At 57.0% G+C, this 20597-nt stretch carries 19 protein-coding genes; 3 read left to right on the plus strand and 16 right to left on the minus strand.

Going from position 1 to position 20597, the window contains the following annotated elements:
• Window positions 1-7: 7 nt before the first annotated feature.
• The 8 genes from OVA03_RS07610 to OVA03_RS07645 form a co-directional block, all read right to left on the minus strand.
• Window positions 8-223 carry a phosphopantetheine-binding protein gene (locus OVA03_RS07610; RefSeq protein ID WP_267527521.1) on the minus strand — a complete coding sequence of 72 codons (216 nt, stop codon included), beginning with the start codon at window positions 221-223 and terminating at the stop codon, window positions 8-10.
• Window positions 216-965, minus strand: coding sequence for an alpha/beta fold hydrolase (locus tag OVA03_RS07615; protein ID WP_267527522.1), 750 nt, complete (start codon window positions 963-965; stop codon window positions 216-218). The genes OVA03_RS07610 and OVA03_RS07615 overlap by 8 nt, the downstream gene beginning before the upstream one ends.
• On the minus strand, window positions 962-2539 hold the full coding sequence (locus tag OVA03_RS07620; protein WP_267527523.1) for a class I adenylate-forming enzyme family protein: 1578 nt from the start codon (window positions 2537-2539) through the stop codon (window positions 962-964). Before OVA03_RS07620 ends, OVA03_RS07615 begins: the two co-directional genes overlap by 4 nt.
• The gene (locus OVA03_RS07625; protein WP_267527524.1) at window positions 2536-3894 is read right to left on the minus strand and encodes a serine hydrolase domain-containing protein; all 1359 of its coding nucleotides are present in this window, start codon (window positions 3892-3894) and stop codon (window positions 2536-2538) included. Before OVA03_RS07625 ends, OVA03_RS07620 begins: the two co-directional genes overlap by 4 nt.
• 353 nt (window positions 3895-4247) lie before the next feature.
• Window positions 4248-4937 (minus strand): hypothetical protein, encoded by a 690-nt coding sequence (locus tag OVA03_RS07630; protein ID WP_267527525.1) that lies wholly within the window; start codon window positions 4935-4937, stop codon window positions 4248-4250.
• A 62-nt stretch (window positions 4938-4999) separates the two neighbouring features.
• Window positions 5000-5854: a hypothetical protein gene (locus OVA03_RS07635; protein WP_267527526.1), complete on the minus strand. Its 855-nt coding sequence runs from the start codon at window positions 5852-5854 to the stop codon at window positions 5000-5002.
• Window positions 5855-6141: 287 nt separating this feature from the next.
• On the minus strand, window positions 6142-9384 hold the full coding sequence (locus tag OVA03_RS07640; protein WP_267527527.1) for an error-prone DNA polymerase: 3243 nt from the start codon (window positions 9382-9384) through the stop codon (window positions 6142-6144).
• On the minus strand, window positions 9384-10910 hold the full coding sequence (locus OVA03_RS07645) for a Y-family DNA polymerase (protein WP_267527528.1): 1527 nt from the start codon (window positions 10908-10910) through the stop codon (window positions 9384-9386). Before OVA03_RS07645 ends, OVA03_RS07640 begins: the two co-directional genes overlap by 1 nt.
• Window positions 10911-11124: 214 nt before the next feature.
• On the opposite strand from OVA03_RS07645, the gene OVA03_RS07650 reads away from it, so the two are divergent.
• On the plus strand, window positions 11125-11712 hold the full coding sequence (locus OVA03_RS07650; RefSeq protein ID WP_267527529.1) for a hypothetical protein: 588 nt from the start codon (window positions 11125-11127) through the stop codon (window positions 11710-11712).
• 79 nt (window positions 11713-11791) lie between these two features.
• Here OVA03_RS07650 and OVA03_RS07655 read toward each other — a convergent pair whose 3' ends face one another.
• Entirely contained in the window at window positions 11792-12145 is a 354-nt protein-coding gene (locus OVA03_RS07655; protein ID WP_267527530.1) for a hypothetical protein, read from the minus strand.
• A gap of 113 nt (window positions 12146-12258) precedes the next feature.
• Between OVA03_RS07655 and OVA03_RS07660 the strand changes: the two genes are divergently transcribed.
• A complete protein-coding gene (locus OVA03_RS07660; RefSeq protein WP_267527531.1) occupies window positions 12259-12975 on the plus strand; it encodes an SOS response-associated peptidase in 717 nt (238 codons plus the stop codon).
• Window positions 12976-12980: 5 nt separating this feature from the next.
• On the opposite strand, the gene rlxS is transcribed toward OVA03_RS07660, so the two are convergent.
• The 6 genes from rlxS to OVA03_RS07690 form a co-directional block, all read right to left on the minus strand.
• A complete protein-coding gene (gene rlxS, locus OVA03_RS07665; RefSeq protein ID WP_267527532.1) occupies window positions 12981-14996 on the minus strand; it encodes a relaxase/mobilization nuclease RlxS in 2016 nt (671 codons plus the stop codon).
• Between the two features lie 249 nt (window positions 14997-15245).
• Window positions 15246-15878 carry a lytic transglycosylase domain-containing protein gene (locus tag OVA03_RS07670; RefSeq protein WP_267527533.1) on the minus strand — a complete coding sequence of 211 codons (633 nt, stop codon included), beginning with the start codon at window positions 15876-15878 and terminating at the stop codon, window positions 15246-15248.
• The gene (locus tag OVA03_RS07675; protein WP_267527534.1) at window positions 15875-16417 is read right to left on the minus strand and encodes a S26 family signal peptidase; all 543 of its coding nucleotides are present in this window, start codon (window positions 16415-16417) and stop codon (window positions 15875-15877) included. Before OVA03_RS07675 ends, OVA03_RS07670 begins: the two co-directional genes overlap by 4 nt.
• Entirely contained in the window at window positions 16414-16662 is a 249-nt protein-coding gene (locus OVA03_RS07680) for a helix-turn-helix transcriptional regulator (protein ID WP_267527535.1), read from the minus strand. The genes OVA03_RS07675 and OVA03_RS07680 overlap by 4 nt, the downstream gene beginning before the upstream one ends.
• A 205-nt stretch (window positions 16663-16867) precedes the next feature.
• Window positions 16868-17194, minus strand: a complete 327-nt coding sequence (locus OVA03_RS07685; protein WP_267527536.1) for a DUF736 domain-containing protein — start codon at window positions 17192-17194, stop codon at window positions 16868-16870.
• Between the two features lie 343 nt (window positions 17195-17537).
• On the minus strand, window positions 17538-18548 hold the full coding sequence (locus OVA03_RS07690; RefSeq protein ID WP_267527537.1) for a TauD/TfdA family dioxygenase: 1011 nt from the start codon (window positions 18546-18548) through the stop codon (window positions 17538-17540).
• 101 nt (window positions 18549-18649) lie between these two features.
• On the opposite strand from OVA03_RS07690, the gene OVA03_RS07695 reads away from it, so the two are divergent.
• Complete coding sequence (locus tag OVA03_RS07695) at window positions 18650-19489, plus strand: hypothetical protein (protein WP_267527538.1); 840 nt, start codon at window positions 18650-18652, stop codon at window positions 19487-19489.
• A gap of 8 nt (window positions 19490-19497) precedes the next feature.
• On the opposite strand, the gene OVA03_RS07700 is transcribed toward OVA03_RS07695, so the two are convergent.
• Window positions 19498-20547, minus strand: a complete 1050-nt coding sequence (locus OVA03_RS07700; protein WP_267527539.1) for a hypothetical protein — start codon at window positions 20545-20547, stop codon at window positions 19498-19500.
• Window positions 20548-20597 lie beyond the last annotated feature (50 nt).

The following is a 20597-nucleotide window of genomic DNA, read 5'->3' on the forward strand; positions in this document are numbered from 1 at the left end:
GCTTGCACTAGGCCAACAGTGCTTTTGAAAAAGTAGCAAGTGTGGGGTGATCAAACACAAGGTCGGCATTCACGATAACGTCGAGCGCCTGCTCCACCTGAAAAGCCATTATTGTCACCATGAGTGAATCCCCGCCCAGCGCAAAAAAATTATCGTCCGGCCCCACGCTCGGCACGCCCAGAGTGGTTGCCCATATCGTTGAAATCGTAGATATTTTATCCATACCGGATACCCCTTGTTTGGTCATTGGATTGGATGTCAGCCAACCACGTCGATAAATACTGTGCGACAAGCGCCGGCTTCTCAAGCGGGGCAAGGTGACCACAGGCCTCAATGAAAGTAACGGTGCCTGCGGCCACCGAGGCCTCTACATCAACTGGAGGACATACCCTGTCATCGCGGCCACCGATGGTGATTTGAGGGAAATTCGGTCTGACATACTCAGATCGATAATCTCCACGATCTTCCAAAGCCTTTTGATGCGACAGAGAATGTGAGATTGGTATCTCCGACAAAAGTTCAATAGCTGATGATAGCAGATCCTCAGAAGGGCTTGATCGGGGCGACAAGAGCCAGCGGGCAGCATTTTCGAGATATAGCTTTTCAGGATAAACTGATCTCTCGAGCTTTAATTGAAGCTTTTCAATTCTTTGTCGGCGAATTTCTCTTCGAGTGGCACCATCTGTTGATGCCGCACCGTTTATAAATGCCATGCCCGCCATGCGTTGAGGCTCGTGGCGATGAATGTTCAATCCGACGTAGGCAGCAAGGCAATACCCAGCATACGCGAAACGTTGCGGTGCCAAGCTTAAGACATAGTCTGACATGGCGCTCACAGATGGTAAGTTCCCAAGATAAATGGTATGCACACGACACTTAAGCGCGAGTTCCGGGACGACTTTCTCCCATAATGCTGCTGGATATGGAGCAACCAACAACAGATCCAAATCGTACTGAACACTCATTCTGACAGCCTGACCCGATCGATTTTGCCAGATCGCGTTCTTGGAAAACTCTCAACTTCTCTCCAGTTAACACACGGCATTCCGGCCCCCAGGCGCATCACTATCTCGCGGATGGCTACCTCGTCAGGTTCCTGATTTGGGTGTCGTTGAATTATAACCTGAAAGCCCCCACCTTGGTCTGCCGCCTGAAGGAGAACCACCGCATCATCCACCCCCTCCTGGCGCTTTACCACTTCTTCGATATCCGTAAGATTTAATGGAAAACCTTGTGCGCCGTTTACCAGAGCGCTGGCACGACCTTGGACGGTCAGCCAACCATCATCATCTACATTGCCGATGTCGCCCGTTCTGAACCAGCCATCAGGCGTAATACTGTCGCTGCTGTCAACGGATCCGAGATAACCAGAAGTCGTCATACTGCCGCGGACTTCGATCTCACCCGTTTGGCCCGCCGTAAGTGTCTTCCCGCCTTGAACAACCCGTAGCTCTACGGAAGGCAGCTTTCGCCCGCATTTACCTTTTGAACCACTTACAACGTTTACAGGTGCAGCTGCTATGGTTCCCGCAAGCTCTGTGCTACCATACCCCGTCATTAAGCGAACGTGCGGAAGGTATGTAGCGATTTCCGCTATGAGCGCCGGGTTCAGGCTTGTCCCGTGAAGTTGCAATTGCCTTAAAGATCTTAGGCGTTTGCCCGAGTTGGAGGAGCGTATAATCTGGCGTAAGAGTTCGTCGGACATTCCGCTAATTGACGACAGACATTCACGCTCAATTTGGTCTGACAATTTAGCCGGATCTGATGAGCTTTCGGCATATGCAACTAAACCGCTCGTTGCCATCGCCAGAAGAAACGATGAATATCCGGCAATGTAAGATAATGGACAGGCGATTAAAATAGCCGGAGCCCGCGATGGTCCGCCCTGGTTGTTTGGCAACATACGATTAGATAGGGCGCCCGCAAGCATCATGTTGCGATGGCCCGCCATTAGGCTGCGATGCGAGTGCACTATTCCTTTTGGCGTGCCTGTAGTACCGGACGAGAAGGCCACCAGAGCTTCAAGGCCAGGATTAACCAGCGAAGGATGCTCAGTCCCTTCAAAGCCGCTAGATTGGCAAAGGTTTTGAAGACCTGCGATCTCATGATCCGAAACGATTAGACACGTCTTTGCGAGGCCAAGGTACGTCAACAATTCGGTGGGGCTTGCGTCTTCGGGCACCAATAAGACGGAACACCCGGCTGACGTCAGCGCGACAAACCAAACCAGCCAGTCTGTTTTGTTACGCAGACAAAGCCCAACGCGCTGCCCAAAGCAACCGTCGCCAATGAGTTTAGTGGCAATAGTATCAGCCCGGTCAAAAAACTGCCTGTAGGTCAGTTTATTACCATCCTCAACAATTAAAATCTTGTCGCCGGACTGTCGGGCACGACGATACAGGTCAGGTAAGGTGTGAGGCGCTGTTTTAAATTGTGCGCTCCCGTTGCCGAGCATTTCAAGCTCGAACGGGCTGCCTGTTCCAGTTAACCGTTCTTCAAATGCTTTCAAGTCACGGGATAATGCTGCGATTGTAGTCATGCGGCGACCTTCCTGTACGCCGACGTTGAGACCATAAGAAATGGCGTACGGTCAGAGGGATACTCGGCGAACGCCATGGATACATTACTTGAGCCTGCCAACATTGTAAGTTTGCCATCGCTATCCTGGCCTAAACGTGCGGTCATCCCTCCCCCCCGTTTGAAGTGAACAGAGCATTTCAGTCCGCCACCGTCATGCGAGACATCTGCATGCTCCAGGCCCAGCATAAGCCCCTCGTAACGACCAACCAGCCGGTTCAAATCCATGAGGTTCGGCTTATCATCTGTGATTGACGCGCTCCGTTTTCCAAAGGGTTCACCCAACATTGTTTCGACGGTGTCCCGTACGTGGGGTTCGTAAGCGTTTATCATTGCGGCCAGGCCCAAATGCTTTTTCTCGTAAAACCTAAGCGCACATGTGGAGCCGACATATGAGCCATTTATGCCTTTGAAAGTGCCAAAATCAGCCACCCCATGACAAAAGGCTTGCGGCATACGCTCCCCCTCTTTCCCAAGGATATATTCAGGTAGCTTTATTGCTGAAGACAGAAGCCGCGTGCGCGCTAGTTGGAGATGGGCGAGCGTAGCTGCATACCCTCCCGCCAGTGCGGAACCAATTTTCGCGAGATGACGTACAGATAGAGAGGCATCTGAAATTGAAAAGCGTAGAAACCCGGTCTCTTGCGGCGGTCGCATTGGTAGAAATACATTCAACCGGGGATCTTTAATATGCAGCGCCGATATATTCTCGCCGGAGGCCTTACCTTCGCTCAAATACAGCAGGTTTAACCCAAGTGGCGAAAGCAACAAATCCCGCAATAAATCTTCCAGGGCCCGGTTAAAGACTTTTTCAAGTACAATCTGAACTAAGGCGTGCCCGGTATGCGTGTAACTCCAGACACTGCCGGGCTCGAAAGCCTGCTGACGACGAGGGAAAAATTCAATAAATTTTTCAAGAGAGTAGCCCCATCTTGCTGAGTTTTCCTGAGGCTCTATGTAACCTGCGGTATGAGTCACCAAGTGGCGCAGTGTAATCCCGGAAGATCTTTCCCCTTCGCGCAGAACCTGAGGCACATAGACTGCTATGTCGTCATCAAGACCGACTTTCCCCTCGCCCTCCGCATATAGCAATAGCCACGTCACCAGCACCTTCATCACACACGAAATTGGCAATCGATCATCAGGTGTCAATTTGGCGCTTGATAAGGTGGAGGAAACGCCGACCCCGGCCCCAATTACACGGCCATCCATCTCAAGGGCCGCAGCAATGCCAGGCACATCGAAATGGCTCCGGACAGCTTCTAACCCGACACGCAAACGAGCAATGTCGCCCTGTGCGAACCCAAACTTTTGCATTTCCCCGCCCCGCTTGGGCGAACGAACCCAAGTTCTTTTGTTTGACTACGTAAGGACGAAAATACAATTATACCACGTCACGAGAATAGCAACTCATAATTGATCAGACTTGCGAATTTTTGACAGAACCCACCCTTAAAAAGGCATTCATGCGCAGTTATAGTCAATTTTGATAACTGACTAAGTTCGCTTGTACTATCACGCATACAAGCCCTCCACCGAAACCTGCAAACCAAGCTTTGGGCAGCCTTGCTTCAATTTGGGACAATATTGGCACGGTAGTCCAGACGCTAGCCGCAGCAGAGCAGGCTACACGGCATTTCCGCATGGTAGAAAAAGCCCATCGCATAACCTTAGTCAAAGAGCTTCCCGTGCATCCAATCCAGCCTTATTAATCGAACTTCATCTTTTCGATCCTGAACAACCCCAAGTGAGCCTCCCGGCGCATCAAAGGAAGGATAATAAGAAACACTTCTTATGGGAAAAGCCGAGGAAAAGATATGTTCCACGGGCGAGAACGCGCCATTTACTGATCGCGAATAGGCACCGACAACCCATTTCGCTTCCTCTTGCCAAACACCTACATAATTATCACCCCGCCCCCATTGTACATGTGATGCCGCAATAAACGAACCTCGACCATAAGACGGGTGCGCGTTGTCAGAATTCTTAATCTTTAGGTCGTTGAAGCGTACATTTCCCTCTGTAGCTGGACTGGATTTAATGGAAAGCACAATCTTTTCGTTCACTTCAATAAAGTCGCCTCTAAAGTAACTTATTTGGGCTGCGCACTTACCAGTCACTCGACGAGCATGCGCCAATATTAAAGTTTGATTGTTATCAGGCTTCCATTCGATATCGGAACTTACATCTTCTCCCGATATGGTTTTAATATCCAGATTCGAAAGAACTGATTGAAAAGTTGAGCAATCAGCCAACTTTGCCGACGATACCAGATCAGATTGATCAGATTCTGAGGCAAAGGAGCTTAATTTAAATCCAAAAATGGCGATTATTAGTAAAACTAAGTTCCTTGCCTTCAAGACATCTCTCCACAATAATTTATTATCCAGCGTTTAATTCGAACTCTAAAGTCGCAATATGGTTAGTTTAACGTGATCGCCATGGGATTCGCAGTGCTATACCCAAAGACCGGGCTATCGGTACCGCCGGCAAAATGCGACACTCCAAGATAGTTCATAAATGCTCTAGCGATATCATTTGTCTCCATCTCATGCTGCGCCCTTTCTGCTGTTGTGTAGTTATTGTCGGAATAGTAACCATCATAATGATCTCGATTGGCAGATGAAAAGTGAGCCAATTCATGGAAAATAAATTGATTAAACCCTGTATTACCCGCGTAATTGAAATACCCCCCCAATCCCACATCGACACTCACACTGACGACAGGGTTTCCATTGTTAAAATTCGCCTCAGAAGTGTTTGCGCCGTTTGGATAAGTCGTGTTAGGAGGATCGACAACAAAATCAGTCAAACTCCACCAGAGCTTAAGCTCAGAGCCTGTTATTGTTTTTCCGTCAGAAAGTGTTAGCTTTGCATTGTCAGGCAGGGATTTGATAGCCGCGTCAACAACTTTGATCTGGTTTGCAAAGTCCGTGATTAACTTCAATTGATCTGCATTCGGTGTAAACGTCGTGGTGACGTTGATGACTGCCTGGTCTGAGGTAACTTGCGGTGGTGCATTTTCAGGTGCCCAATCCTCAACATCGAATGGATCGTCAGGGTCCCCCCAATCATATTCCGGGTGATCGTAGTCATCATTAAGTGTACCGTTCACAGTAACGGTAGTTATATCCTCCTCGCTCTCGTTGACGGGCCACCAAGCGCCTGCACCCCAGATATAGGTGGTTCCATTCTCATATACAGACTCACCTTCAGCACCCGATGCCGGAAGTCCCCCTGCAACCCATCGCAAATCGGTTTCATGCAATAAGCGCATAATTATCGCTCCATCTGAAATTTATTGACATGCCGAAAAACGGCCCTTTTAGGCGAATCATTCACACACACCCCCAGGTCGGTTGATTTTTATCCAGAGATAAATTTGTTAGTCAGCAGACCTTGTAAATAGGAAGAATACCCACCCTATATTACCGTCACACACTCAGCATTTCGTGTCTAGTCGAAATTTTTGAAGCGTCAGCATATTTGGAATCAAGATAGCATTCTGTTCATGTTATAAATTTAGCCACACCTACGCAGTCCACTCATCTGCGGTCATCGTCATCACCGGAAATCCCGGCTCTTTACCAAGGCCGCACCGCCCGGTGATTTCGCAACCCTCGCGTCCATGAGCGCGCCACCGTTGCGGAATTCATCGCCTGGCTGATGGGGCATGGTCATGGCGACGTCACGTTGGCTTATCGTGGACAGCAAAGGTGACAGATCGTTGAGCGACCTCGCGATCAGGTGGATGACCTCGCCTTCCTTTTGGATCTGACCGGAAACCTCAATAAGACCGGACGCTAACAGGACACGTCGGAAAATCTGCCCCGTCTTTTCCCAGACGATGACGTTCAGGTCGCTCGTCTCGTCTTCGATAGTCATGAAGGTCACGCCATTGGCTGACCCTGGCCGCTGGCGGACCAGCACCAGTCCAGCTACCCTGACATATTTCCCATCAGGTGCTGACACAGCGGCCTTACACGAGATCAGTCCCCTTGCCTTCAGTTCACTCCGAAGGAAACAGACAGGATGCTGGCTGAGGCTAAAGCCTTGCGTATTATAGTCCTCCACCACCTCATGCCCGGCCGTCATGGCCTTAAGCTGTAGCGCCGGCTCGATGGCCTCTGCCTGGTGGCCGCCGTCATCACCAAGAAAGTCGGCAAACAACGGCAGCGGTTCATCACGCATACCCTTCAGGGCAAAGAGGGCCTCACGGCGCGCCAGTTTGAAACAGGGCTTGAAGGCGTCGGCGCGGCCAAGGGTCTGAAGGGTCGAGATCGGCACACCCGATCGGCGCCACAGATCCTGAAGCGACCTGAATGGCGTTTCACCGCGGGCGGCAATCAGGGTCGCTATGTCAGCGTTCTTAAGCCCCTTGATCATCCGAAACCCCAGACGCACCGCAAACCGGTTGGGGTGATGGGTGGGCTCCAGGGTCGAGTCCCAACGCGACCGATTGGCGCAAACCGGGCGAACCTCAACGCCATGGTCCTGCGCATTGCGGATCAGCTGAGCCGGCGCATAAAAGCCCATGGGCTGGCTATCGAGCAATGCCGCCAGAAACACATCCGGGTGATGGCATTTCAGCCAGGATGAGGCATAGGCGATCAGAGCAAAGCTAGCCGCATGACTTTCCGGGAAGCCGTACGAGCCGAACCCCTGCAATTGGCCAAACAGTTGCTCGGCATATTCCTGTGTATAGCCGTTGGCCAGCATGCCCTCGATGATTTCATCGCGAAAATGATGGACGCCGCCCGTATGTTTGAACGTCGCCATGGCCCGTCTCACCAAGTCGGCCTTGGCGGCAGAAAACCCGGCTGCGACCATGACGACCCTCATGGCCTGTTCCTGGAACAGAGGCACGCCCAAGGTTTTGGAGAGCACGGCCTCCAGTGCCGGCGACGGGTAGCTGACCGGCTCTTTGCCTTCGCGTCGTCTGAGATAGGGGTGAACCATGTCCCCCTGGATCGGCCCTGGCCGCACGATCGCCACCTCGACCACGAGATCGTAAAAGGTGCGGGGCTTGATCCGCGGCAGCATCGACATTTGGGCGCGGGACTCGATTTGAAACGTCCCCATCGTATCGGCCCGGCGGATCATGGCGTAGGTGCGCGGGTCTTCGGCCGGAATGGTGGCCAGATTCAGGTCGATATCCTTATGCTGGCGCAGCAGATCAAGGCCTCTGCGCATGGCCGACATCATGCCGAGCGCCAGACAATCGACCTTCATCCACTTTAAAACCTCGATATCATCCTTATCGAACTCAATGACCTGCCGGTTTACCATGGCCGCCGGTTCGATCGGGCACATCTCGTCCAACCGATCGTGGGTCAGGACGAAGCCCCCCGGATGCTGGCTGAGGTGGCGAGGCGTACCCATGAGCTGGCGCGACAGGTCAATGACCAGGCGAATGCGCCGGTCATTCAGATTGATACCCAGACCCACCGCGTCTTCCGCCTTGAAGCCGTCGCGCGACCAGTGCGACACTTGCGACGATAGGGTTTTGATCAGGTCTTCCGGCAGGCCCAAGGCCCGGGCGACATCGCGCAAAGCGCCGCGGGTGCGATAGCGCGTCACTACGGAACACAGAGCGGCATGGTTACGGCCATAGGTCTCAAAGACCCATTGTATGACGAGTTCGCGTTTATTGTGCTCAAAATCGACGTCAATATCGGGCGGTTCACCCCGTTCGGCCGAAATAAAGCGCTCAAACAGAAGGTCATTTCTGGCCGGGTCAATCGAGGTGATACCCAGCACATAGCAGACACAGGAATTGGCGGCCGACCCCCGCCCCTGACACAGGACTCCAATGGAGCGCGCATACTGGACGATCGCATTGACGGTCAGGAAGTATGGGGCATAGTTAAGATCGGCGATCAGGCCCAGTTCGTGCTTCAGGAGCCGGATAATTTCGTCAGGGACACCTTCCGGAAAGCGCCATTTCGCCCCTTCCCATGACAAGCGCTTCAGGCGCTCGATCGGGGTCAGGCCGTCGTCCTTAAGTTCAGCCGGGTACTGGTAGGTCAGCTCTTCCATTGAGAACTGGCACCGGTCCGCAATGTCGACTGATCGCCTGAGCGCCTCGGTATAGTCGGGGAACAGTCTGGCCATTTCTTCCGGGGACTTCAGATAGCGGTCGGCATAGAGTTCGCGGCGATCGCCCAGATCATCAATTGTGCAGCGATGGCGGATGCAGGTCACCACATCCTGCAGAATGGCCTGATCATGCTCAGCATAAAGGACATCATTGGTGACCACGGTCGGCACACGAACGCGGGCGGCCAGATTGGACAGGGAAAGCAAGCGCAGGTAATCGCCCTGGCGGCGCCGTAAGGTCAGCGCCACATAGGCACGTTCGGCAAAGATCGACTTGAAGCGCTTTAGATTTAGCCCGCATTGATCGTCCGGATCGCCCGGCAGATAGATGGCGATGAGGCCGTCACTAAAATCTTCGACGTCATTCCAGTCTATATGGCAGTTGCCCTTCCCCGCCCGGCTTTTACCCAGAGACAACAGACGGCTCAGGCGCGCATATGAGGCCCGGTCGGTGGGATAGACGAGCATGGCATTGCCATCCATGAGGTCCAGCCGACAGCCGATGATCAAACGGACACCCGTAGCCCGTGCGGCCACAAGGGCGCGCACGATCCCGGCCAGACTGTTACGGTCCGTTATCGCCAGGGCCTCCATACCTAATGCCCTGGCCCGCGCGAACAGGTCGTCGCATGACGACACGCCGCGCAGGAAGGAAAAGTGCGAGGCGCACTGCAGTTCGACATAGGCGGAGGGGCCGAGAGCGGCCATCAGGCGAACTTTCCGTGCATGTACCAGCGCAGGGCGCCGGTATCTTCGTTCTGACCATCCCCGGTCCGAAACGCCCAGAAGCGCTCGCCGCTCTCAACCTCCAGAATGAAGTAATCCCGGACCTTGCCGGTCTCCCTGTCGGTGCGCCACCATTCGCCGCGCACGCGTTCGGGCCCATCGGCGGCCGTGACGCGGTAGCGACTGCCTCGCCATTGGAACGAGACCGGCGGATGATCCGGCAATAGCGCCATGGTCTGCATGGCTTCGGGTGGGCGCAACAGGCGAAACGGCCGCCGAAACGTGGCATTTCTGGATGATCCGGTGGCCTTTGCGTGCACCGGAAGTTTCTGAACGGCGCGCTCGGGAATATCGCTCGGTGAGGCGACCGACCGGTACAAGCGACTGTTGCGACCATACCGGTTAGTCAACGTATCCCAGAGGTCATCGACGTCCGGCGTTTGCGCGTTTCCAAAGGTTGCGTGAATTTGGTCCGGGCATAATGGCCCTGTCAATGTCGCCGCAAGCACCATCCGTTCGATCCCGAAGCCTGGATCAACCGTCTCGATCCTGTCGCAAAGAAGCCTGCCCAGGCGCTTCTCGTCTCTGACGGGTTTTGCCGTTCTGACCTGTATCGCCTCAACCCTGTTGTCGACACGGTAAAAGCGCAGATCGACCTGCAAAGCCCCTTCCCCCGCATCTTCCAGCCGGTCGCACAGGTCCGCCACCAACCGGCGGGTATATTTGGCCATCGTATCGGCGGCGCCAATCGGTTCGAAAAACGCTCGCCGTGACAGGATCATTTCGGGCGGTTCGATGGGTGCCACAGGTTGGCTCATACGCCCAAAAGCCATATCAATCCGGCGAAACAGCTCTGGCCCGAACCGAAGGGTCAAGGGCGCCCGCGGCTGAGAGGCCAGTTCGCCAATGGTATCAAATCCCAAAACGCGCAGTCCGTCCAGGGTACTGGCGGGTAACCGCAAGGCTTCGACCGGAAGACTGAGCAGGGCCTCATTAGTCTTTCCGGGGGCGATCAGCGTCAGGGTCTCTGGCTGATAGCGCGCCAGTGCATGGGAAGCGGCCCAGGTTTCTGACAGGGCGGCTTCGGCTTTGATGCCCTTGTCCGCCAGGTGTGCGATTATGTCGGCAAGGATTCCCGCCTCACCGCCAAACCGGTGCGTAGCACCGGTCACATCCAGCACCAGCCCGTCCGGGGGATCGGCCATGACGATGGGAGAATATCGCCGCAGGCCCCACAGCGCCAGGTCATCGAGGGCGGCGCGATCCGCCACCGGATCGGCATCCAGCAAAAGAAGATCGTCAACGAGCGCCTGGGCCTTGGCCACCGGCATCCCCAAGCAGATGCCTAATGAGCGGGCGAGATCGTCCATAGCCGTGACCACACGGCGGCGTCCCTCTGTGCCTTTGAGGACGAGGGCCGCGTCACGAGGCGGCGCGGTGCCCGCCGGCAACCGACGTAAGCGATCGGTCGGCCAGGTGGGCAGGAATACCGAGATGACCCTGTGCATCAAATGCCTCTACATCAAAATCCGCGCAATCGCCGCCGCGCGCCCTCATCAGTTCCAGTAACCATCTGGCCCGACCGACACCCCGGACCGGCAATCTCTCCGATTCCGTCTCCGTGACCCGCCACCGCGTCGACGCTGCCGTCGGTGTCCCGAAATCCCTCGCGTCTGTTTGTCTTCGCCATCGCCGCACGGCAATGCCCATGGTGCCGGAGCTTTGCGCCGCAAACTGAAGCCGTTGCGAGGCCTTGAGGCTCAGGTGGCCAATTTCCGCCACCACCGCACTCAGGCCGCCGTGCCGGAGCGCCTCTTCGAAGCACCCCAGAATGGCGGTCTCCTCGCGCGTCTCAAAGAAAACAACCCGATCCGGGGTCAGCCCGCACTGAGCCAGGGCCGGCGTAAACAGATCCGGCTGGATATGACACCACAGCACCATGCCCCCGGTTCTCGCCGCTACGCCCGCGGCAAAGGCAGCCGCCGCCGCTCCGTCAACAGCCCCATTCGCGCCCCCGGCCACTTCGTGCAAGGCCCCACGAACCAGTCCGCCGCCGGGGAGTTTGCGGTCAACCTCGTCGAGTCCGAGGGGCAGAATGGAGCGGTCAGCCACGTCGCGTCCGCTGAAGCGGGCGCGAAGGGCTCTGAACCGGGATCGATTATCGAGTTCCATGACATGCTCAATCCTTTCTGGATGCAAAATTATGTTCTTCTTTTGTTCCGAAAGCGGATTAAGAGTCAAGAGGCCTGCAGGCGTCGTGACGTGCTGCCAGAATTTGACAGGGAGGCGGGCGTTAACTTTTTCACATGAAAGGCCAGAGGCTTAAGCAACAGACAGCGGTATTTCCGTGTCTAAAAAAATTACAGGCGCTTCAGCCGGGTCATGCGCTTTAGCCGGTAGCCTTCATCAGATCCTGCAACAGCGCGTCCAGTGCGGCCTGATACGCTAACGGCCCGAAGCCGAGCTCAAATTCAACGCCCGCGAAATCCTGCCAGACCCAGTCGGTGTCACGCAGCCACCGGATCGAACTTACGTCCAGCGACACACCTCTGTGATCATTATCGGTGAGCGGGCGATGTTCGGACGCGGCGACCAGCAGATCGATCCGCCGCCGCATTGAGGTCAGGGTGCCCAAGGCGGCCGCCCGGCCCTTGACGATCGGCGGGGGTAAGTCACCCATCTTTTCGGTTAGAGTCGCTAGTGCCGCCTGATAGGCCTTCAGTCCGTCTGTATTTAACGCCATGCCCGCACCTCTGTCAGCCTGTGCGCGGCTCTAAGGTGACTCGTCACTGTCGAAAACCCTTGGCAAGTCTGTGTATTCAGGTCTTCATCTAAAAAACACGGGGAGCACATCCAATGTGTAATCTATATTCGATGACCAGTAATGCTGAGGCTATCCGCGCCCTTGCCAGGGTGCTGAAGAGTTCGGTCGGCAACCTCCCCGTGCTCGAATTCGTAGGCGCCAATGGCTTTGGCCCTATTGTCAGGAATACCGCTGAAGGGCGTGAACTGGCCATGTGCCGCTGGGGCATGCCCTCGCCGCCCTATACATTGCAAGGCAAAAACTACGACTCCGGCGTCAGTAATATCCGCAACACCGACAAGCCCTACTGGTCGAAATGGCTGAATGACATCAATGGCCGCTGTCTTGTCCCCTTTACCTCATTCTCCGAACCGGATCAGGTTTCAGGCAGCAATGTCATCCACTGGTTTGCCGGCGGCTCCGACCGCCCTCTGCTCTTTTTCGCGGGCATCTGGACACCGGCCCATACCTCGATCCGGAAGGTCTCAGAAGGGGTAACGACCAACGACCTCTATGGCTTTCTGACCACAAGCGCCAATGCTGAAATTGGGGCTGTCCATGACAAGGCTATGCCGGTGATCCTGACTACGGAAGACGAGCGGGATATGTGGATGCGCGCGCCCTGGGACGAGGCGAAGGCCTTGCAGCGTCCCCTTCCCGATGGCAGCCTGACCATCGTTGCCAAAGGCCGGCGCAAGGACGGCGCCCACCTTGACGCCCATGACACCTTAAATACTCCTGCCATATCATCACAGGGGTCTTTGTTCTGACACCGTCACTCTATGCCCAGCCCTCTCTGCCGGCCAATCGTCCAGTTGATGCCGCCCTCGCGCACAATTCCGGATATGGGTTTACCGATATGGTTCTCAAGGACCGGCCGCCAGGGCACAAGCGTAAAGTCACGGGCTTTTAGGTGAGGGCCGGAAGTCAGTTCTACAACCGCCATCTTCCCGCTCACGAGATCCAGACTGTCGCGCAAAGTCCCGTCTATGCGCTGTCCGGCCCGCATCTCCACAAAATTCAGCCCCAGATCCTCTGACAACTGTCCCGCCGCCAGACGCAGGTCACAGCGCTTCAGGGTTTCGATCAGGTTGGTCTTAAACACCGTCTGAGCTTCCCCGGCCTCGCGCGCCAGCCCCTCCCCGATCAGCCATTGCCGTCTCTGATTAAGTGCCGCCCTTACCGCCTTGCCGAATCCTGCATCAATAACAGATTTCGGGACCTCAGCGACAAGCTCATGATCGAGCCAGGTGGCCGCCTGAATCGTGATCAACCTGTCAGGTGGCAGGGCTGATAAGAGCTCAACCCTCACCGGCGCAGACCGCGCCTGTTTTTGCTCATAGCTCAGAGCCTGGTTCAGGTAATCAGCGTCGATCCTGAACCGCCCGTCGGCGTCACGGTCAGGGCCGCCAGTGCTGCGGCGGATGGCCTCCAGACGGCGATAGTGGGTCTCAACGAAGTTCTCCCTTGCCAACGGATCATGCCGGAGATGAGCCTCGACATCATAGTATCCGCCACTGGCGGCCGCGACCTCAGCGATGATCAGGTCAGCCTGTCTGATGTCCGGCTGATTTGGGCTTAGTCTGACAATCGCCTGAACCGGCAGGGCCTGCGTCCTTTCACCCTGACCGATATCGACATAGTGAAGCCGGCCGTCAACACCATCGATGATCATATAATGGCGATCCTTAAGTTCATCGGACAGGCCGCGCCGGATAAGCTGACCGACGATCGGTTCCGGTGACGGGGACTCCGTGTCAGGCTGGTGAATAACCAGATCAGGCCAGGGCCGGCCCTGAGCGGCCATATCCCGGTGAAGGGTTTTGATAATATCGCCGCGTTCGCCCATCCGGCGTAAGATCGGTTCAAGGTCCGGGGCCAGTTGCCACCGCCCCGCGCCGATATCTTCGGCCAGGCCAAGCCGCTTAAGTTTCTGCAGGCGCCCCGCCCTGAGCGACTGGCGCAAGGCGTCCCGGTCGACAGCGGCCACCACGCCGCTCTTGTCACGGTCACGAATGAGGGTGCGGTCAAGGCTGGTGAAGCGTTCCTGATCCACTTCCTGTTTCAGGGTCGCCTCGATTTCAAAATCGGATCGCGGGCCAAAATCCATCCGGACAATTTCCGCCGCCCGCTCACGCAGGCCGGTGGTGATATATTCACGGGCGATGATAAGGTCTTTACCCACATCGTCGCGGCCCCGCACAATGATGTGGCTGTGGGGGTGACCGGTGTTATAGTGATCGACCGCGACCCAATCCAGTCTCGTATCAATATCCTCTTCCATCTGCGTCATCAGGCGTCGGACAAACGGCTTAAGATCATCATACTGATGGCCATCTTCCGGCGAGACGATGAACCTGAACTGATGACGGTCGCCCCCGTCCCCGGCGCGATCCAGAAAGGCCCTGTCATCGCACCTTTCGAGGCCAGCCGTATAAAGCTGACCCGGCGCCCCGTCACGGGTCACGCCGTCCCGCTGAATATAACGCAGATGCGCCCGGGCCGCCGACAGGCCCTTACCGGCCAGTTTGACGATGCGGGATTTGATAATGACGCGGCGCTGGCGCAGGGCGGAATAGCCGTCACGCACCGACAGCACCCGCCCCACACCGGACCCCCGGCCGATCCGGCTCCCGTCAAAGCGGGATTTGCGGCCGGGCGGGCTTTGAGCGGCCCCGCCGCGCGCGAGGTTTGTGGCCGCCAGCACCCGATTCAGGAACGTGCCCGCCCTGCCCTTCCCGACCGACCTGATCCGGCCGAGGTGCGGCTCAAAGTCATCGTCAGACGTCATGAAAGCCCTCCCGTTATCCAAAGCCTCATGGCGCCCAGCAGCGTGCGGCCAGGCACCATGCTAAATTCAATAAACTCAATAGCTTAAGAGACAAAAAGCCTGCATTGGCACTACATAGCCGTGTTATAGTGCTATGCCGCTACACTCAAAAACGATGTGCAGACAAAGACTTAAGGGCCGACCGCAGGGAGATGGCACCACTGTTTCATCTTGCCTTCGCCCCTCCCCATCAAATATCCACATTTCGGATTACTTTTCCTGGGTTCCGTCTGCGCGTAACGGGACAAAAAGCCCGGCATTTTGCTGAGGTTTTACGTCCGGATTGTCACGGTTTAATCGCACAAAAATCTCTGGTCCTGACGCTATCTGCGCCGGATTGCGGGTGAGTTTTGTGAGATAGATTTGCGTCTCTTTCGGCAGGGGCTCCCCCCGAAAACTGCGTTCATACCGCTGCGGTCCGGCATTATAGGCAGCAAATAATCCGGGATAGCCGAACCGGTCATACATGGCCCGAAGATAGGCGGTCCCCGCTAAAATATTATCCTGCGGGTCATGAGGATCAGCCCCCAGGGCATGAGATATGCGCATGTCTTCATAGGTATCCGGCATCAGTTGCATCAGGCCCATGGCCCCCGCCGATGAGGTTATGGGGCGTCCGTTCAGAGTGGTCAGGCCCGCACTTTCGGCCATGATGACGGCCTCTATCCAGGTTGTCGGAATACCAAAACGTTGAGAGGCGACACTAATGTAGCCCGCCCACGGCTTAAGGCGTTCCGTATGAAATGAGTCGTGCCACGGCCCCTGACGAACGGGGTCTGCCTGAGACGAAACGCCCGTCATTGTCAGACTGGCGGCAATCACCATCAGAGGCCAGCGGGTCATAATGGGGCCAGCCTGCCGATGATGAGTGAAGTTTTGACGATGCCGAAATAACGCCCGTCAAACGAGTCCCTGACACCGCCATTGAGGACAAAGACCTCATCATCCGCCACAACCTGACACCCCTCCCACCGGGGCATAGACCGGTTGTGATGATCGTAGGTCCGGCGTCTGGCCACGAGGTGACCATTGATGAATAGCTCATTCCCTACCGCGCATACCTCATCGCCTTCCAGAGCCGCCACGGACTTAATCATGGGAACGGACCGGGGCAGATAGCCCCGCCGATCGGCGAGATCCCGGACAGATTCGGGCGTATGGAGCAAGACGAGGTCCGTGACGGTAAGCTTTCCCACAGGCAGGACCCGGTAGTAGCCGAGGGGCACGCTGGCACTGGCATTATAGACAATGACAGGCCGGAACCGGGAGGTCGCCCCCAGTGCAAGCGCAGTCAGTCCGAGGCTTGCCAGGGCCAGTATAACCACCCTGCGGATCGCATTTTTCGTCAGGGGGTGGACCGGATCGGGTTGCCAGCGGATCATCGGGATTGATCCTGTTTTACAGTCTCCGAGGTGGATATCCGGCCTTCTCCGCGAGACCAGTCGTCGAGGTCCTTAATGTGGTAACGGACATAGCGGCCATGTTTGCGAAACCGCGGCCCGGTGCCGTGAGTGCGCATTTTTTCCAGGGTTCGGTGGGACAGACCGATATAATGCGCGGCCTGGGCGGTGTTTAAAAACGGACTTCCCTTGCGCGCACGTTCGGCACGCTCGACATGATCTTCCATAAATAACCTCCTTTTTCAGCTTTAGCGTTCAGGCGCCCACACAGGCGCTCTGACGGGGAGGATGTCGGGAAAGATCGCACTTCGGGACGCTCGAAAATCGCCCCTGCCGTTTTCGTCCCCCCAAACGGAATGAGGGCACCTCCGGCGAGATTTAATCCGCAAAACACCCCCGCACCGGTGATGATGCGGGGGCTGGAGATAGCGGTCAGTCGACCGGGTTCCAGATCAGAGCAAAGACCTCATCATCATCCTGATCAGCGGCGCGACCGAGATTGACATAGAGGCGACGCGGACCAAATTCAGGGGCCGCGATGGCCAGCGAGACATAGTCCTTGCCGGAGCGTTCGCCCGTTCTGATCCAGCCCGCCCCCAGTTCGACGGCCCCGGCGAAGACCCTGAAGTCAGGATGTTCGGGTGAGGATTTGCCGCGATTGGGGACAATTTCGATGTCGGTGCGGATGGAAAGGGTTCTGATCTGGCCCTTATAGAGGCCGGTTTCAGCATTGCGGGTAACATAACCGATGGCAGACATTTCAGGGTTCCTTTTGCGATAGTCGTCGAAGCCGATCTTCGACGACAGGCGAACCCCATGGGCGGCCGCGCCCGGCCAAACCCGCAGGGCCAAAGCGCAGCGAAGGACCGGAGCGCAGGGCTATTTTGAAGCGATAGCGGCGCGAGGAGCCGCGGTCCCGCGGCGGGGAAAATAGCCTGACCGCGATGGTTTTGGCCGGTCGGGGCCCGCCCACAGGTTGCGCACGTCGACGCAGAGCGGCCTTCGTCCGTATCGGGAACCGGTTCTGGGAATGAGGAGCTGGACACGGAAGAGCCCTAGCGCTTGGCGCCAGGGCTCTCATTTGTCAGTGGTCGTGCCCGCCTTATGGGCGAGGGTGGATCAGGCGCCCCCGGATACGCGGCCAATCGCCGAACCGGTCCACACTGGAGGTCCAGAACAGGCGCTGCAGGAAGCGGTAGGGGAGACCGTCCGCGTCGAAGGCGGGGGTAAAGCCGCGCCTGCCGTGAAAAACGGCCCTGTTTGAAATCAAGGCCAGGCGGCCAGGCTCAAGATAGAGGTCGACGGACACCGCATGCAGGGCTTGGGCGAAGGCATCGAGTTCGGCCTGAGCCTCCGCGTCGTTGCCCACCGTCATGTCGCCATAGAGCGAGGCCACGAAGGTCATGTCGTCGCCATAGCCATAGACGATGGCGGTCGGCAGCAACTCGGGGAAGCCGTCCTTGCGCCAGCGCTCCGGAAAGCGGATCGAAAACCGCTCGGGATCCCGCAGGATGGCCTGGGACTTCTCAGGGCGGGACGCCAGGGCCAGGCGGCCGTCGGCGATGATCGTACCCGGCGAGGTGTCGCGCTCTTTGGCCACGCTGATCAGGGCGAGGCCGTCCGGAGACCGGTCGCCCGGCAACAGGCGGGCCGCCGAGTTTTCGATATGCTCGGCAAGCTCCAGGATCGCGCCGAGACCGGTATTGGTCATCAGATGCGAACGTTTGGGCGACAGGTGCGAGATGAGGCCACGACCTTCCTGAAGGATCGCGTAGGGCTCGCCGATAAGTTTCACCGTACCGGCAAGGATGACCTCGCTGAGGTCACTGGGCTTGTTGGCCAGGGCGACTTCCGGGTCGGCGAGACCACGGGTCACCGATGCGTCGAAGGGCAGGCCTTCGATGACCAAGACGCCGCTGCCGCAGCCCGACATGGCGCGGATGTCAGCCAGCGTTTTGGGGCCGTAGGCGGTGCCCATCGCGCCACGCGCGCCGTCGAGAAAGGGCTCGTAAGAACCGGTGGCGGGATAGGTCAAACCGCTTGCATTGACAAGGATTTGCAGGCTTTCTTGTTCGCTGATGCGAATAGTATCGATGTCGGTCTTGCGGATCATCGAGGTGTCTCCTTCAGTTGAAGTGGACCCTTTCAATGAACCCAAAAAACCCGCTGATCAGGTGAGGTATCGGCGAACAAAATTCAGCGATGGGGGACGTGATGGCACTGAGAACAACCAAGCACTGCAAGGATTTGGGACGGAAATTGGCGTCGCTTTACGAAGCCTATAATGCTCAACCTGCGAGCGCCTTTCCCGACGGTAGGGTTTGCAAGGCCGCGGATCTGGAAAAGGTGGTGGGGATCGGCCGCTCGGTCGTCACTTCGTGGATGAAGGACGACCTGGAAAAGAGCCGCCGGCCGCACATGGTCAGTCCCGAACATATCGAAAAGCTGGCCCGTCTGGTGACAGAAGTCACCCATGGACGCATCCACCCGGATGAGGCCTATAAGCTCTGGACGGATGGTTCGGCACGGCAGTTTCGCCGCAGGCTGGCTGCCCTGCCGATCGAAAGCATTTCCGAAGTCCTGATCGACCGCCTTCCCGTCCTGAAGGTTGAACCGAAGAAGCGACTCGCATCCCTCGGCATGATCGAACAGGGACACCAGCCCGTCGGGGACGAACTACAACTGAAGCTTGGCGATAAATTCCGTCTTGAGGTCAAAGCCAAAAAGGGACGGAGCCTTGTAGTCCTTGGGTTCGCGACCACCGGCGGGTGGTTCTGGCTGGCGCCGGGTATCGACTACGATGGGAAGGTGCTCAATGACCTCCAACACGTTCCAGGCCCGGTCATCAAATACTGGCCCACAACAATTGCCGGGCCCCACAGAATAATTGTCATCGAGTTGGACGATGCGGTGCCGCCTTTCGTCAATGGCAGGGACGATTCCCTTACGCTCTCTCCGCATCGCGAAGAAGAACTGGTTGATGAACTGCTGGATATTGAGCGATCTGGCGACTGGCGGTGGGGGGAGTGCCGGCTTTTCGTCTCAAAGCCATAGGCCGATCATTAGGGCAACCGATCGAACCTGCGTGCAAACTTCAGCAGGGCCCGTTCTTCCTTGCAAAAGCGCGCCAAGGCCATGCCCTGGGTGAACTCGCCTCGCCATCGCCCTTCGGGCAGTTCAAGAATTCGCGCAATTTCGCCGACTGTGATCCACGCGAGGTCGTGCCAATCGATCCGGTCTTCGTCCGTCCACGCAAACAGGCGGGCAAAGGTTGAGGTCAGCGCCGCTGACAGGCGCATGGCCCGATGCACCGGCGCGGGGTGTGAGCTGCCATATTGCAGGTCGACCGAGGCATGATCGAGGTCGAACAGCAGGAACACCGTCAGAATTGCGACCGCCGACTGAAAACACTGGGTCTGGGACCGGTCCAGGTCCCACGGTCTTTCCGTATCGTCGATCATGCCCACGACGAGTAGGTCGAGGCCATGATGGTCGGCGTCGAATTCGATCAGGCGATAGGCGTCGTCGCTGTTGGTGCCGGCGGTCGCGTTGAGGCACTCGTCCACCCTGCCAATGCCCAGCGTGTCCTGAAGGTACGGAATGTGCCGCCGGGCGTGGTGGGCCAACTCATGGCAAACCAGAAAGTCCACGGCGCGGTAGAACAGGTCGTTGAGCGCCGCCAATCTGTCCTCCGGCCAGCCCGGCAGCGCGATGTCCGCCCAGGCCGGATCGCGCAGACCCTGACGGTTCATGGCGCCGGCGGAGGACGGGGCCTCGCTGTCAAAATAGCCTGGCATGAAGTCGGAATCCGACAGGGCCATGGCAAAGGCACCCCAAAGGGCGTCGAACAGACCGAGACAGATCGCGACGGCGCGCCGTCCGTCTTTTTCGATGGCGAAAGCGTTGGGGCTGGCGCTGCGGAGGAAGAGGAGAGAGAGGTCGTCAAGTTGGTCGGCGAACGGTTCGTCCGCGCAACGGCGCATTTGCCGCTGATAGGCTTCTAGGACCAGGTTGTGAAGCTGTCGCTGAAAGCCGCTCAAGGCGTCTGGTTCGATCAGGCCGCCAAGCGACACTACATCAGCGTCACCAGCCCAGAACACCCGGGCTTCCACTTTCAGATTGTCTTGACGAGGCGGCAGGCTTACTCTCCCATGCAGGGTGA

This window comes from Asticcacaulis sp. SL142 (assembly GCF_026625745.1).
GTDB lineage: Bacteria > Pseudomonadota > Alphaproteobacteria > Caulobacterales > Caulobacteraceae > Asticcacaulis.